Origin of the sequence: Microbacterium sp. C5A9, from assembly GCF_022627955.1 — a bacterium.
In the GTDB taxonomy this organism is placed as follows: Bacteria; Actinomycetota; Actinomycetes; order Actinomycetales; family Microbacteriaceae; genus Microbacterium.
The window spans coordinates 41,045-54,965 of record NZ_JABXGD010000001.1 but is presented as its reverse complement, the minus strand read 5'-3'; the positions used below and the strand labels follow the sequence as shown (position 1 = coordinate 54,965).

Genomic DNA, 13,921 nt, shown 5'->3' with positions numbered 1-13,921 from the left:
CGTCCTGAAATGACCAACAAGCCGACCCGGTTCAAGGGCCGTCTCGTGGTGGCCGCCGCGACCGCCGCGCTGTCCATCGCCGCCATGTTCGTGCCGGTGACCGCGGCGAGCGCCGCGGAGACGCCGCTGCCGACAGCCGACGGTCTCTCCGAACTCACCGCCGCAGCCTCGTGCTGGGAGATCAAGCAGCGCAACCCGCAGTCCGCCGACGGCGTGTACTGGCTGAAGACCCCGGCCATGGTCGCCGCCGATCAGTTCTACTGCGACCAGACCACCAACGGCGGTGGCTGGCTGCTGGTCGGACGCGGTCGTGAGGCGTGGGCGACCTCGACCAACGGCTCCGGTTCGCCGGCGCAGGTCCGCACCGACGTCACCGGGACCGCGGCATTCAAGCCGCGTCAGCTGTCGGGCGAGCTGATCGACCAGCTGAACAACAACCAGCCGATCAAGAACCTCACCGAGGGCATCCGACTGGTGCGCGCGACCAACCAGGCGGGCACCACCTGGCAGGACCTCACCTTCACCTTCTCCAGCCCCCGCGACAAGTGGACCTGGATGTTCAACAACGAGCAGCGGGTGGCGTCGTACAAGATCGGCACCACCACCCGCACCGGTGGGCAGACCTCGAACTTCGGCAACGACAACAACTACGTGCGGGTGCGCACCATCACCGGCGCCACCGAAGGCTGGGCGATGGGCTTCGGCTTCGGCAGCAACATCCGAGGCAACCCCAGCTCGACCAGCTTCCTGTGGTCGAAGGACACCAACACGGGATACGCCCGCCCCTTCACGCAGGTCTTCATCCGCCCGCAGATCTCGACGGCCTCGCTGACGCCGATCGCGGCTGCCGGCACGCCTGCCGTGACGAACCAGGCCGTCGTCGACAGCTTCGCCCAGACGCAGAACTGGGGCGTCGCCGGTCTCGGAGCGGGACCGTCGACCATCGAGGGAAGCAACGAGGTGTCTGCCTTCGCCGAGGTCGGCAACACCGTCTTCGCCGGCGGCAACTTCACCACCGTGCAGAAGACCGCCGGTGGCGGCAGCTCGCAGCCGCAGGCCTACCTCGCCGCATTCCAGCGCGATTCGGCGGAGTTCATCCCGACGTTCCGTCCGACGTTCAACAACCAGATCAAGGCGCTCGCCGCGCTTCCGGGCAACCGGCTCGCCGTCGGCGGCTACTTCACCCAGGTCAACGGCCAGAACGTGGCAGGACTCGTGGTGCTCAACGCCACGACGGGCGAGATCGACCCGACCTTCACCGGGCGTCTGATCAACGCGCTCAGCGGAGGAGTCCCGGTGGTCCGCACGCTCGATGTGCAGGACGGCTGGCTGTACGCGGCCGGGACGTTCACCCACTCCACGGGCGGGACGTCCAGCGCACAGGCCTACACACGCGGAGCCGCTCGGTTCAACGTGAACAACGGCACGCCGGACGGCACCTGGAACCCCGAGTTCAACGGAACGGTCATGAGCGTCGATGCATCGGCACGTGGCGACCGGGTGTACTTCGCCGGCTTCTTCTCCACGTCGAAGTCGCGTCCTGCCGACAAGGCGGCCGCGATGTCTTCGGCGAACACCGATCTCCTTCCGTGGGCGGTCGTCTTCTCGAACCGCAACTCGGGACGCACCGGCTACCAGCAGGCCGTCCTCGAGGTCGGCGACAAGGTGTGGCTCGGCGGCTCGGAGCACTCGCTGTTCAGCTACTCCCGCGACGCACTGACCCTCGTGAGCTCGTCCGTCGGCAACGCCGGCGGTGACTTCCAGGCCATCGCGACAGACGGCAACGCCGTGTACGGCGGATGCCACTGCTTCGAGACGCAGTACGACGGATCCACCACGTGGAACCCGATCGGCACCGCATGGACCTCGGCCAACGCCGTGTACGGATCGGGCGCCTGGAGCGCCACGAGCGGCGAGCGGATCACGAGCTTCAACGGCGACTTCGACACCCGTGCGGGCGCCGGTTCCTGGGCGCTCTTCGTGGACTCGAAGGGCACCCTGTGGCAGGGCGGCGACTGGAGTTACTCCACGCAGCCGGGATACATCCGCCAGTGGTCCGGAGGCTTCGTCCGTCACGCTCAGCGCGACACGGCCGCCCCGACGACTCCCGCCAATCTCGCCGTCACCACCAAGACGGACGGGGTCTCGCTGACCTGGGGCGCATCGACCGATGACCGCGGCGTCACCGCCTACCAGGTGCTGCGCCACGACCGCGTGGTCGCCACCGTGACCGGAACGACAGCCACGCTTCCGCCCGCCCCCGCCGGCACGCTGTACTTCGTGCGGGCGATCGACGCCCGGGGCAACGCCTCGGCATCGACGGCCGGGGTCACCGCGGTCGCGCCTCCCGCACAGCCGACCTACGCGACGCTCGTCGCGGCCGGCTCCACCTGGTCGTACGTCTACGATGCGACAGGCCCTTCCGGCGCCTGGACGACCGCCGCGTACGACAGCTCGGCGTGGCAGTCCGGTGCCGCACCTCTCGGGTGGGGACAGCCGACGCTCGGGACCACGCTCACCACGACCGTGACCCCGAAGCCGCTGGCATCGTTCTATCGGCACGCCTTCCAGGTCGCCGACGCCTCGACCCTCGAGTCGGTGAAGATCACGACCCGGGCGGATGACGGCATCGTCCTGTACGTGAACGGCACCGAGGTCTTCAGGAAGAACGTCGGCGACGGCGTCACGGCGGGGGTCGGAACCTACGCGACCGCTGCGGTCGGCGCGGCCGCAGCCGTGGCGAACCCGCAGGTCGTCACGGTGCCGGGCTACCTGTTCACGACGGGGGTCAACGTGATCTCCGCATCGGTGCACTCGAACTACCGCTCGACCCCGAGCCACAGCTTCGAACTCGAGGCGGTGGCGACGATCGGCACCCAGCCTGCCCCGCCCGCGGAACCCGAGCCCGAACCCGAGCCGGAGCCCGAGCCGGAGCCCGAGCCCGAACCCGCCACCACCGCGGTGGTCGCTGCCGGATCGACCTGGTCGTATCGCTTCACGAACGACGCGACACCCGCGAACTGGACGGCCGTCGACTTCGACGCGGCGTCCTGGAGCACCGGTGCGGGTGCCTTCGGCTGGGGCCACACCGGTCTCGCCACCCCGCTCGACACGACCCTGTCGCCCCGACCGATCACCAGCTACTACCGTCAGCCCGTCACGATCAGCGCCCTGAACTTCAGCAAGGTGACCGTGACGACACGTGCCGACGACGGAGTCGTGGTGTACGTGAACGGAGTCGAGGTCGCCCGGCAGAACATCGGCGCGGGGGCGGTAACGCAGAGCACCTACGCGAACGCCGCGGTGTCCGCATCCGCCGCCGTCAACACCCCGCTCGTGTTCGACGTCCCGGCATCCGCGTTCCAGGTCGGCACCAACGTCATCGCCGTCGAGGTCCACTCGAACTACCGCTCGACACCGAGCCACAGCTTCGAGCTCTCGGCCGTGGCATCATGACCGAGGTGGCCACCGCTCCCCGACCCGGGTTCCGCGACCACCTCGCCGATCTCACGCGCGCTCAGAAGAGCGGGGCGGGCGTGCCCGCCTACACCCGCTGGGTGAATCGTCGACTCGCTCGAGGCGTCGCCGCATCTGCGGCGACCCTCGGGCTGTCGCCGAACGCGGTCACCATGATCAGTGCGGGACTATCGGCGATCGGGCTCGCGATCATGGTCGTCGTGGAGCCGTCGTGGTGGTCGGCTCTGGCGACCGCAGCGCTGCTCGCAGCCGGATACGTCTTCGACTCGGCCGACGGTCAGGTCGCGCGCCTCACGGGCACATCCAGCCCGGCAGGCGAATGGCTCGATCACGTCGTCGACGCGATCCGCACCCCGGCGATCCACCTCACGGTCGCGATCGCCGTACTGCTCCACCGACCGGACCTCATCTGGCTGGCCGTCATCGCGCTCGCCTTCACGCTGATGAGCGTCGGGCAGTTCATGAGCCAGATCCTGGCCGAGCAGCTCGTCCGCAACTCCGGCGGCGAGTCGGCGGAGGCGTCCGGAACGCGCAAGTCGCTCATGCTGCTGCCCACCGATACCGGTGTGCTGTGCTGGAGCTTCGCCTTCTGGGCGGCGCCCCCGGTGTTCCTCGTGGTCTACGGCGCGCTCTTCGTCATCAACGGCGTGCACTCGGCGGCGTCGATGCGACGCAAGTACCGCAAGCTCGCCTCCCGCTGACGATCAGGAGTCGGCTCCGACTTCGACCTTCACCGCCGCCCGTGCATTCGTACGGGCGGCGGTTCCGCGTTCCGCCCGCGTCGCCAACGGCCAGGAGATCCCCGTGGCGTCGTGTCGCTCACGCCGCACACGACGCTCGGCGACAGCGCCGAGCACGGCGGTGTCGATGGCATCCGCCTCGTCGCGCAACCAGCGGATCTCGGTCGTCGTCGTGTCGTGCTCGCGGGTGACCACGACCACGGACTGCGCGAGTCGGAGTCCGGCGAGGATGCTCGCGGGGTGCGCGGACGAGGGCAGCACCAGGAAGGTGAGGGTCTCGTCGTCGGCACCGGCGATGGCCGCGTGCGTCTGCTCGGTGAGGAGCAGATCGCCTTGGCGTTCGTCGCCCGAGTCCGAGGCGGTGAACACCCTCAGCGCAGGGACCGTCTTCGACGCGGCCACTCCGCCTTCGGACTCTTCGAGGGCGAGCGCGTTCGCCAGGTGCTCGCGGAAGTCGTCGCTGCCCGCCGGGACGATCAGCTGCACGTCGTGGCCGACCTGCGCGGTCACGACGGCGAGGTTCACCGCCGTCGGCGAGGTCTCGTCGGAGTGGGTCGCGTCGATCACCAGGACGGTGGTGCCGAGGTAGATGTCGACGAGCAGACGCTCGCGGGTGACGCGCAGCGCATCGGCCGCGGCGCCCTTGGCCGGTACATCCTCGCGCTTCGCATCGAGTGTCGCGAACACGGGGGCGCCGAGCGCTCGGGTCATCTCCGAGGCGTTGCGCAGGCGCCGGTCGAAGGGGTTCCACACGAACGCGGCGATGATTCCGACGACGAGGCCCGCGGCGAGCCCGGTCAGCAGCGTGATGGTGCGTGCCGGCGCGACGCCGAGCTCGTTGTCCTCGGCGGCCGAGAGGACGATTCCGCCGGTGGTGTCGACGCTCTGCAGGCCGTTCCGCTGCGTGAGCAGACCGTCGAGTTCGGTGATGATCTGCTGCCGCTGAGTCGTCGCCTGCGCGTAGGCCGCGCCGCTCGGGTCGGCGGAGACGAGCTGCTGGTTCACCTCGCCCAGTGTCGTGTTGAGCGCGTCGATGCGCTCGTTGAGGTTGGTGACCATGACGGTGATGCGCTCCTGCGCCTGCTCGCTGCGGAACGACAGGTAGGCGGATGCCACGGCATCCGCTCCGCGCACCGCGTCGGCCGCCGTCGAGGCGTCGTAGTCGACGGTGACGACGGCGGCGCCCGACGAGGTCGCCACGGTCGAGGCGCTGCGGATCTCGCTCGCCGACACGTCGCCGTCGAGCAGGTCCGCGGCGCGTGATGCCACCACGTGGGATCGTGCGATCGCGGTCTCGGTGGCGTCGTCGAGCAGACCTGACGCCGCGCGCTGCGCGCTGAACGGCTCGGTGGTGATGACGTTCAGGTTGATCGTCGTGGTGGCGGTGACCGTCTGCGGGGCCAGGAGCAGGTAGCCCCCTGCGGCGACGGCGCCGAGCACCGTGGCCGCGACGAGCAGACGCCATTGCCGCTTGAGCACGAACACGTACTGTTCGAATCCGAGCGTCGCCGCGCCTGCCTGATCGGTGTTGTCCATGGACGAATCCCCCTCGCCTTCACACTGCCGCGGAGTCGTCCCCAGGTTTTTCCGCCTACATAACAGTCTGTGCGCCTATCCTAGGGGCGAACCCTGGGGACATGGAGGACGGGTGAACTCTCACATCGCACTGGCGGGTCGAGCGCGCTCGCTCGCGCCCGTCACCGGCACGCCGCGGGCCGAGCTGCCGCGGTGGCCGTTCACGGCGATGCTCGCCTTCTTCCCGCTGTGGTGGGTCCTCGGTTTCGCGGAGATGGCGTGGATCCCTCTCGCCGCGTGCATGGTCGTTCTCATGGTGCGCAGGGGCGGCATCGAGGTCCCCCGCGGGTTCGCGATCTGGCTGCTCTTCGTGGTCCTCATGTGTGCCTCGGTCATCGGCGTCGACACCTCGGGCCGGATGATCGGATTCGTCTACCGCGCACTGCTCTATCTGATGATCACGGTCGTCTTCGTGTACGTGTACAACGCACGCGAGACCCTGACGCTTCGCTACGTCCTCGGCGTCTTCACGCTGTTCTGGCTCTGGGCGGTGCTGGGCGGGTTCGCCGGGATCATCGCCCCCGAGTTCTCGTTCCGCACTCCGCTCGGCTACATCCTGCCGCAGGGGCTGCAGGCGAACGAGCTCATCGGCGAGATGGTGGTACGACGCCTCACTCAGTACAACCCGGACAGCTGGCTCGCCCTCGACCCCCGTCCGTCCGCGCCGTTCCTGTACACGAACGGCTGGGGCAACGTGTACTCCATCACACTGCCGATGGTCGTCGCCTACCTCACGGTGATCCCACGGGGCCGACGGTTCTGGCTGATCCTCCTGGCGATCCCGCTGTCGCTCATCCCCGCGTTCCTCACTCTGAACCGGGGGATGTTCATCGGCCTGGCGGTCGCTGCCGCCTATCTCTTCGTCCGCTTCGCCCTCGCAGGCAAGCTGCGTGCCGTCGCCCTCCTCAGCGTCATCGGCGTGATCGCCGGCATCGCGGCCGTCGCCCTCGACATCGGGAGCAAGCTCACGGACCGTGTCGAGACGAGCTCGTCGACCGAGGACCGCGCGAACCTGTACGAGGAGACCTTCGTCCGCACGCTCCAGTCGCCGCTCTTCGGCTACGGCGCGCCCCGCCCGTCGTTCACCGACGGTGCTCCCTCGGCAGGCACCCAGGGGCACCTGTGGATGGTGATGTTCTCACACGGGTTCCCCGCGCTGATCTGCTTCCTCGGCGCCCTGGTGTGGATGTTCTTCGCGACCATGCGCACGGGCAACACGGCTCTGCTGGTCCTGCACACGGTGCAGCTCGTGATCCTCGTCGAGGTCTTCTTCTACGGAGTGCTGCCGAACGGCCTGATCCTCACCTTCCCGGCGGCGGCGCTCGCGATGCGCGAGCTGAGAAGGACGTCATTGTCTCCGCCGACACCCACCCGCTAGAATGAGCGGACCGTGCTTTTGGGGAAGTGCGGATTTCTACCACGACTTTGGGGAGTCCATGGTGCAACCGATCGTGAGCGTCGTCATGGCGACGCGTAACCGTCCACAGCTGCTTCGTCGCGCTGTGGCATCCGTCTTCGCGCAGGAGACCGTGCAGCCGATCGAGGTGGTGCTCGTCTACGACGGCACCGACATCGACGAGCTGGCCGACCTCGAGCGCGGGCCGCACACGCTGCGTGCCGTCAACAACTCCCGTACTCCGGGACTCGCCGGGGCACGCAACACCGGCATCCTCGAGGCGTCCGCCGATCTCATCGCGTTCTGCGACGACGACGACGAGTGGAAGCCGGCCAAGCTCGCCGCGCAGCTGCCGCTGTTCGACGACGAGGGCGTGGTCCTCGCGGCGACGGGCATCGAGATCCATTCCGCCGGCGGCACGCATGCGCGTCTCTCGCCGGCATCGGTCACGCTCGACGATCTGCTCCGCTCCCGCATCACCGAGCTGCACCCGAGTTCTTTCGTCGTGCGCGCCGACGCCCTCCGCGGAGCCATCGGCCTCGTGGACGAGGAGCTGCCGGCCTCGTACGGCGAGGACTACGACCTCCTGCTGCGCGCTGCCAAGGCGGGGCGCGTCGTGGCGGTCTCCGAGGCGCACACCATCATCCACTGGGATCGCACCTCGTACTTCAGTGAGAAGTGGCAGGGCATCGCAGACGGCCTGAGCTACCTCCTCGCCAAGCACCCCGAGTTCGTCCGCAGCGGCGAGGGGCAGGCGCGCATCGAGGGCCAGATCGCCTTCGCGCACGGTGCGCTCGGCGACCGTCCCCGCGCACGCTCGTGGGCGCGACGGGCGATCGGACACGACATCCGCCAGCCGCGCGCGTATCTCGCGATGGTCGTGGGCATGGGCCTCGTCTCGGGAGAGCGCGTCGTGTCCGCGCTGAACAAGCGCGGCCGAGGAATGTAGATGCCTCGCCTGTCCGTGATCGTGCCCGCCTACAACGCGGCGGACACCATCGCCTCAGCGATCCGGTCGACCGTGCGCGCCCTGCCGCGCGACGCCGAGGTCGTCGTCCTCGACGACGGGAGCACCGACGGCACAGCCGATGCCGCTCGCGCCGTCGATGACCAGCGCATCCGGGTGCTGTCCCGACCGAATCGCGGGGTGGCCGCCACGCTCAACGACCTGCTCGACGCGACCGACAGCGAGTTCGTCGCTCGGATGGATGCCGACGACATCGTGCTCCCCGGACGCTTCCGGCGCCAGTTGCGCGCGATGGACAGCGGCGTCGACGGCGTCTTCAGCACCGTCGTCACGTGGGGATCGGGAGTACCGGGGGTGCCACGCCCGTCGGGCATCGCCCCGGAGGACTTCGGCATGCACCTGCTGCTGACCAACCCCGTGGCGCACTCGACCTTCCTCGGCAGGAGGTCGGCGGTCGTCGACGCCGGAGGCTATCGCGAGCTCCCCACCGAGGACTACGACCTCTGGCTGCGCATGGCGGCCCGGGGCATGCGCCTGCAGAGGCTCGCGCTGCCGGGGCTCGCGTACCGCGTGCACCCTTCGCAGGTCACCGCGTCCGCCGACTGGCGCCGGTCGTCGTGGGAGAACCCCGAGCTCGCAGAGGCGTACTCGTCTCTGGCGCAGCGGCTGCTCGGCTCCCCCGCCGTCCGCATCACCTCGCTCTCGATCGACGACCGTCGGTCCGCAGACGAGAAGCTTGCCGAGGTCGACCGGTTCGCGATCGACTTCGACCGCGCGGTCGAATCGCACTCGCAGTCCGCCCGCCGGGCTCTGCGCCGCAAGCTCGCGGAACGCCGCGCCTGGCTCGCCGGTCGCGTCCATGAGGACACGCGCCCCGGCACCACGGACGCAGTGCCTGCCCTGTCAGCGCGACGGTCCTCCGACGGCTCTGCCGCGAGTTCCGCCGCGACTCCCCGGCAGGCCTATCGCCGCGCCGTGACCGCCGACAGACGCGCCAACGCGTCGTACCCCAAGAGCAGATTCGTGCTGCGCTGGTTCCGACGGGCTCAGCGCTGGCGCGCCGAGCGGGGCCCCGTCGCGCGACTCCTGTTCCTGCTCATCGGCGGCTCCTACAAGGTGGTCACCGAGGGCTTCATGGGGATCGAGCTGCCCGTGAGCACCACCGTCGGACCCGGTCTCCGGCTGCGCCACGGAGTGGGTGTCGTCGTCAATCCGGCCAGCCGCATCGGGGCCGACGTCATGATCCGGCAGGGAGTGACCCTGGGCAATCGCAAGCGCGCAGACGACTGCCCCACGATCGAGGACGGCGTCGAGATCGGCGTCGGCGCGGTCGTGATCGGAGCCGTCACGGTCGGCGCGGGAGCACGGATCGGCCCGAATGCGGTCGTCTTCAAGGATGTTCCCGCGGGTGCCGTCGTCACCTCGCCCGCCAGCGAGATGCGGTTCTGAGAGTCTCGGAGAAAATCCCCAGCAGTCCGGCATACTGTCATATGGCGCTCCGGTAATTTGACCGCGGGGGCGGCGACATGCTGTGATGAAAGCGTTATTTTTCCGCGGAGGGGGTCCGACGGAATGAGTTTTCCGAACTATGAGCATCTCCCGAAAGACGTCTCTTGCTGCGCTCGGCGCAGCCATACTCACCATTTCCCTGCTCGGCGGAGCACCAGCCACCGCCGCCGATGACAAAGACCTGCCCGGGTGGATCCACCAGGAAGACGTCGACCTGACGGATTCCAGCCGGTGGACGCTGGAGACCGGCCAGGCGGCGAACACCTCGTCGTACGACATCCCGAGCAACGTCTCGTTCGGATCGACAGGTCTGACCGTCCGCGGCGCCGCACAGGCGCGCGGAAACGCGGCGTACACCTCCGGCGACGCGAAGGGACTCGACATCGAGATCCCGAACTACTCGCGGGTCGAGGTGACCGGTTCGGTGCCGTTCGGCCCCGGGCTGTGGCCCGCTCTCATGTGGCTGCGTCCGCTGGACAGCGCCCATGGCGAGATCGACCTGATGGAGGTCTTCGGCGACGACGCGCGTCCCGCCGCGACCATCCACAACGAGTACGGCTCCACCCACCGCAGCCTGCAGGGCTCGGTGCGCTGGGAGCATCTTCCCAACTCCAACCCCACGGGCGTCCACACATACGTGATGGAGAAGACGCCGGATCGCATCGTGATCAGCGTCGACGGACACGTCATGCTCGACGCGGGTCCCGAGGATGTGCGCGCCGGGTTCGACTGGGACGCCATCTTCGAGCGGCCTGGAGCGACCTGGTACCCGCGAGTGACCCTGCAGATCGGCTGCCCGCCGGTGGAGCCCTCGTGCGGCATCGGCCTTCCCGCCTCCGGGTGGAAGGGCGGACAGATCAAGCTCGAGAGCCTCAAGATCTGGCGCATGGCGAAGCCGGGCGAGCAGCAGCAGCCTCCGGTCGTGCAGCCTCCCGTCGTGAAGCCTCCGGTCACGCAGCCTCCCGTCGTGAAGCCGCCTGTCACGCAGCCTCCTGTCACGCAGCCGCCCGCGACGAAGCCGCCTGTCACGCAGCCGCCCGCGCCGAAGCCTCCCGTCACACAGCCTCCCGTGGTCAAGCCTCCGGTGGTGAAGCCGCCCGCTGTCGAGTCCGGCGCGTTCACGCTGCGCCCCGGCCAGGAGATCCGCCACGACTACAAGGGAGCCACCGCCGGGGGCACCGCGGGGTCTGTCACCTTCACCGTGCCCAAGAACATCGGCACCGGCGTGATGTACCACTCGCTGCAGGCCCTCTCGTCGGATGACGGCAAGAACGGCTACCGCGCGACCGTCACCCTCAAGGCATCCGGCACCCTCCGCCTGACGCTCGCGAAGGTGACCGGCAACAAGACCGAGGTCCTGAAGGACGTCGTGGTGGCCGGACGCGGTTCCTACGCACCCGGCGACGATGTGCGCGTCTCGATCCGTGTCGTCAACGGCAAGGTCCTCGCGAAGGCCTGGGTCGCCGACGCCAGCGAGCCCGATTGGCAGATCACCGCCAAGGGCGGCGCGACCGCGGCGACCGGTGACAACATCCGCATCATGGGCTACCTGTCGAAGGTCGCCCCGCGCGCGGTGACCTCACCCTGGTCGGGTCTGAGCGCTCAGCTGCGCTAGAGCTCTCCCGGCTTCATCGCCTCCGCGTCTATGGCACGGAGGACTCGGATCGCGGCGGTGTCCGGCTTCGGCTCGGACACCGCCGCTTCTGTGCGTCCGCGCCGCGCCGGCGCGTAGACGACGAGGGAGTGGAAGAGGAAGCGCGCGAAGAACGCGACGATGAGCGAGAGCCCGGTCGCGAGAACGCTCGAGATGTGCCAGGTCTCGACCATGAGAGCCATGACCGGGATGCGCAGCGCCGCCTCGATGTTGTTGAAGGTGAACGACGCCGCGAAGCGCCTTCCGAGCCCGCGGGCGTCCGTGCGCATGTCGGCGAAGACGAACTTCTCCTGCAGGATGAAGTTGCCGATGATGGTGACCTCGGCGCCGATGATCGCGGCCCAGATGTAGGGCACGCCCACGGCGGTCAGCGCCCACATGATGCCGAGGTTGGCGACGGCGCCGATGGCACCGATGAGGGCGAAGAGCGACATCTTGCCGAATCGCAGTCTCGTCAGATGGGCGACGAACGTCGCCCCCTGACGGAAGCTGGCCTTGGAGGTGCCGTGGCGCCTCTCGCCGAACTCCATCGGGATCTCGGCGATGCGCAGATCCGTGCGCGCCAGGATCTCGAGGAGGATCTTGAAGCCCTGCGGCTTGAGCGCATCGAGGTCGAGACGACTGCGGTCGACCAGGAAGAAGCCCGTCATCGGATCGGTGCTGCGGGCGAGGCGGATGGGGAACATCGCTCGGGTGAGCCACGTCGCTGACCGGGAGACCCCGAAGCGCACGGCCGTGCCGAGACCGCTGGTGTCGCCGCCTCCGACGTACCGCGAGGCCGCCACGACATCGGCGTCGCCCTCGGCGTGACGCACGAGCAGCGCGGGCAGGAGCTCCGGCGGATGCTGCAGATCGCCGTCCATGACGACGCAGAGATCGGATGCGGCCGCGCGCAGTCCGACGACGACCGCTCCGCCCAGCCCTCCGGTGTTCTCGGTGCGGTGGATGACCCGCACGGGGATCGCGGCATCGACCGCGACGCGTTCGATCTCGGACGCGGTGTCGTCGGAGCTGTCGTCGACGAAGAGGATCTCCGCGTCGTACGCGGCGAGCGCCGCCGCCGTGCGCTCGACGAGCTCGGCGACGTTGTCGCGTTCGTTGAAGGTCGGCACGATGACGGTGACCGCTGTCGCCACGAGCATCCCCCTTCGCCTGTGCGAGCATTCGCTGCGGCATCCATAGTTCCATGTGTTCCTATGCACGGCGAAACCCGTACCTGCTAGACTTCCGGAATGCGGCTGTGGGAGTCGCTGAGCGGATGGGGATCCGCTCCTGGGGAATCACTGATCTGGGGAGATCATGGGGACGCGCATCGGCTATGCCGTTGGTGCCTTCGACCTGTTTCATGTCGGGCATCTGAACCTTCTTCGTCACGCCAAGCAGCACTGCGACGTTCTCGTCGCGGGTGTCGTCAGCGATGAGATGCTGCGGGAGGTGAAGGGCATCGAGTCCGTCATCCCGACCGCGGAGCGTGCGGAGATCGTCCGCCACATCTCGTTCGTCGACGACGTGTACGTCGAGACGACTCCGTCGAAGATGGACTCGTGGCGAGACGTGCAGTTCACGCACTTCTTCAAGGGCGACGACTGGCGCGGCACGGAGAAGGGCCTGCGGCTCGAGCGCGAGTTCGCCGAGGTCGGCGTCGAGGTCGTGTACTTCCCGTACACGGCCCACACCTCGAGCTCATCGCTGCGACGCGCGCTCGACGCGATCACCGCGGGCGCGAACCTGGGCGGCACGGCGATGGGCGGGGCGGCACTCGCCTCGGTCTGACGCTCTGCCGGCTGCGGGACTCCGTCAGTTCGCGACGCCGAGCAGGCTGCGCGCCATGCGCGCGACATGCGGCGGCGTGTGCGGGCCGAGCCACACGGTCCACTGCGCGGGCGGCTCCGAGCACGTCCACTCGATGAGCCAGGAGTGCACGGCGTTCGCGAGCCGCTCGCCCTTGGCATGCTGGCGCGCCCCGTCGCCGCGCAGCAGCCAGCGCACCGAGACTTCCTCGGGCACGTCGATGTGGCGGAACTGGATGCGCGCGGCTGCCTCGAGGAGGATCACGCCCTCCGCATCCCAGGGCAGTCGTGCGGCGATGCCGGCGATCACGCCTGCATCGGCGGCATCGCCGGCGATCAGCACGGCTCCCTCGATGTTCTCCCAGTCCGGATCGTCGAGGTGCTCGCACGCGTGGTTCATGCGACCAGTATAGGTAAGGCTAGCCGTACCGAACAATGCCTGGCTTTCCGTCCGCGCTCAGCTGGACCGCCGTAGGCTTGAGACATGACCTCTGCCGCAGAATCCGCGATCACGATGTTCGGCGCCGACTGGTGCCGCGACTGCATCCGCACCAAGAAGCAGCTCGACGCCCTCGGCGTCGAGTACACGTACGTCGACCTCGTGGCCGATCCCTCCGCGGCCGATGTGGCGAAGGAGATCTCCGGACGTACGAACATCCCCGTGGTGGTCTACCCCGACCGCTCGCACCACGTCGAGCCGTCCAACGCCGACGTCGAGGCGAAGCTGCGCGAGCTCTCCCTCATCTGACCCCGCCGCCGATCCCCCACCGGCACCGGAGGTTCGGCCCCGCGGCCGGTTCTCGCGCCCCGCTA

General features: G+C 68.8%; 11 protein-coding genes. 8 read left to right on the top strand and 3 right to left on the bottom strand.

What is annotated here, in order from left to right:
• Positions 1-9: 9 nt before the first annotated feature.
• Together HWD99_RS00210 and HWD99_RS00205 are read left to right on the top strand one after the other, a co-directional pair.
• Entirely contained in the window at positions 10-3,456 is a 3,447-nt protein-coding gene (locus tag HWD99_RS00210) for a fibrinogen-like YCDxxxxGGGW domain-containing protein (RefSeq protein ID WP_241794191.1), read from the top strand.
• On the top strand, positions 3,453-4,178 hold the full coding sequence (locus HWD99_RS00205) for a CDP-alcohol phosphatidyltransferase family protein (RefSeq protein ID WP_274617892.1): 726 nt from the start codon (positions 3,453-3,455) through the stop codon (positions 4,176-4,178). The genes HWD99_RS00210 and HWD99_RS00205 overlap by 4 nt, the downstream gene beginning before the upstream one ends.
• Before the next feature lie 3 nt (positions 4,179-4,181).
• Here HWD99_RS00205 and HWD99_RS00200 read toward each other — a convergent pair whose 3' ends face one another.
• Positions 4,182-5,753, bottom strand: a complete 1,572-nt coding sequence (locus tag HWD99_RS00200) for a YveK family protein (protein WP_241794188.1) — start codon at positions 5,751-5,753, stop codon at positions 4,182-4,184.
• 112 nt (positions 5,754-5,865) lie between these two features.
• On the opposite strand from HWD99_RS00200, the gene HWD99_RS18635 reads away from it, so the two are divergent.
• The 4 genes from HWD99_RS18635 to HWD99_RS00180 all read left to right on the top strand — a co-directional run bounded on the left by HWD99_RS18635 (position 5,866) and on the right by HWD99_RS00180 (position 11,279).
• The gene (locus HWD99_RS18635) at positions 5,866-7,170 is read left to right on the top strand and encodes an O-antigen ligase (RefSeq protein ID WP_241794187.1); all 1,305 of its coding nucleotides are present in this window, start codon (positions 5,866-5,868) and stop codon (positions 7,168-7,170) included.
• 58 nt (positions 7,171-7,228) lie between these two features.
• On the top strand, positions 7,229-8,137 hold the full coding sequence (locus HWD99_RS00190) for a glycosyltransferase family 2 protein (RefSeq protein ID WP_241794186.1): 909 nt from the start codon (positions 7,229-7,231) through the stop codon (positions 8,135-8,137).
• A complete protein-coding gene (locus tag HWD99_RS00185) occupies positions 8,138-9,604 on the top strand; it encodes a glycosyltransferase (protein WP_241794184.1) in 1,467 nt (488 codons plus the stop codon).
• Between the two features lie 139 nt (positions 9,605-9,743).
• On the top strand, positions 9,744-11,279 hold the full coding sequence (locus tag HWD99_RS00180; protein ID WP_241794182.1) for a family 16 glycosylhydrolase: 1,536 nt from the start codon (positions 9,744-9,746) through the stop codon (positions 11,277-11,279).
• Here HWD99_RS00180 and HWD99_RS00175 read toward each other — a convergent pair.
• Complete coding sequence (locus tag HWD99_RS00175) at positions 11,276-12,460, bottom strand: glycosyltransferase (protein ID WP_374205439.1); 1,185 nt, start codon at positions 12,458-12,460, stop codon at positions 11,276-11,278. The two genes, HWD99_RS00180 and HWD99_RS00175, sit on opposite strands and share 4 nt — an antisense overlap.
• A gap of 157 nt (positions 12,461-12,617) precedes the next feature.
• Between HWD99_RS00175 and HWD99_RS00170 the strand changes: the two genes are divergently transcribed.
• Positions 12,618-13,091 carry an adenylyltransferase/cytidyltransferase family protein gene (locus HWD99_RS00170; protein ID WP_241794179.1) on the top strand — a complete coding sequence of 158 codons (474 nt, stop codon included), beginning with the start codon at positions 12,618-12,620 and terminating at the stop codon, positions 13,089-13,091.
• A gap of 24 nt (positions 13,092-13,115) precedes the next feature.
• Here the strand turns inward: HWD99_RS00170 and HWD99_RS00165 are convergent, their stop codons facing one another.
• Complete coding sequence (locus tag HWD99_RS00165; protein ID WP_241794178.1) at positions 13,116-13,508, bottom strand: SIP domain-containing protein; 393 nt, start codon at positions 13,506-13,508, stop codon at positions 13,116-13,118.
• An 84-nt stretch (positions 13,509-13,592) separates the two neighbouring features.
• Between HWD99_RS00165 and HWD99_RS00160 the strand changes: the two genes are divergently transcribed.
• Positions 13,593-13,856, top strand: a complete 264-nt coding sequence (locus tag HWD99_RS00160) for a glutaredoxin family protein (protein WP_241794177.1) — start codon at positions 13,593-13,595, stop codon at positions 13,854-13,856.
• Positions 13,857-13,921 lie beyond the last annotated feature (65 nt).